This is a genomic window from Nocardia sp. NPDC055050 (assembly GCF_053608345.1).
The window spans coordinates 1-1,152 of sequence record NZ_JBSGVG010000094.1 but is presented as its reverse complement, the minus strand read 5'-3'; the positions used below and the strand labels follow the sequence as shown (position 1 = coordinate 1,152).

The 1,152-nt window shown below is 54.2% G+C and carries 2 rRNA genes; both read left to right on the top strand.

From position 1 onward, the window contains the following. Positions 1–84, top strand: a 16S ribosomal RNA gene (locus ACWGCN_RS35790); the annotation flags it as partial. A gap of 336 nt (positions 85–420) precedes the next feature. Continuing rightward, positions 421–1,152: ribosomal RNA gene (locus tag ACWGCN_RS35785) — 23S ribosomal RNA — on the top strand; the annotation flags it as partial.

The window sequence follows — 1,152 nt, the reverse complement described above, 5'->3', positions numbered from 1 at the left end:
GAGCCGTCGAAGGTGGGATCGGCGATTGGGACGAAGTCGTAACAAGGTAGCCGTACCGGAAGGTGCGGCTGGATCACCTCCTTTCTAAGGAGCACTTCTCCAGTGAGCGTCTCGAAGAGTCGAGATCGCTGCTGGCAGAGACAGTTTCGGACCCATTCGTGGTCCGGCTGGAGCTCATGGGTGGAACACTGACAACTTTCATCGCATACGGCACCGGCTCAGTCCGGGGCCGCGATGGGTATACCGACACACTATTGGGTCCTGAAAGAACACGCGAGTGTCTTTCAAGGCAAAACAAACGATCCGAATGGGGTCTCCGAGAAACCGCCGGCAGGCTTTGGCTTGCTGAGTAGGTCTGGGAAATTGTCTTCCTTCGGGTGTGTTGTTTGAGAACTGCACAGTGGACGCGAGCATCTTTGTTAGTAAGTGTTTAAGAGCGTACGGTGGATGCCTTGGCACCAGGAGCCGATGAAGGACGTAGGAGGCTGCGATAAGCCTCGGGGAGCTGTCAACCGAGCTGAGATCCGAGGATTTCCGAATGGGGAAACCCAGCACGAGTGATGTCGTGTTACCCGCATCTGAATATATAGGGTGTGTGGAGGGAACGTGGGGAAGTGAAACATCTCAGTACCCACAGGAAGAGAAAACAACAGTGATTCCGTGAGTAGTGGCGAGCGAAAGCGGATGAGGCTAAACCAGTTAGATGTGATAGACGGCAGTCGTTGTCTAGCTGGGGTAGTGGGAACATTCTTCTCAACTCTGCCGAGTTGAGCAACAGTAAGAAACCAAGTGGTTAGTTGAAGTGGTCTGGAACGGCCTGCCATAGACGGTGATAGTCCGGTAAACGAAAACTTCTTGGCTGTTGTGGATGTCTCCCGAGTAGCAGCGGGCCCGTGAAATCTGCTGTGAATCTGCCGGGACCACCCGGTAAGCCTGAATACTCCCTGGTGACCGATAGCGGACTAGTACCGTGAGGGAAAGGTGAAAAGTACCCCGGGAGGGGAGTGAAATAGTACCTGAAACCGTGCGCTTACAATCCGTCAAAGCCTTCGCAATCTTGATTGTGTGGGGTGATGGCGTGCCTTTTGAAGAATGAGCCTGCGAGTCATCGGTGTGTGGCGAGGTTAACCCGTCGAGGGGTAGCCGTAGCGA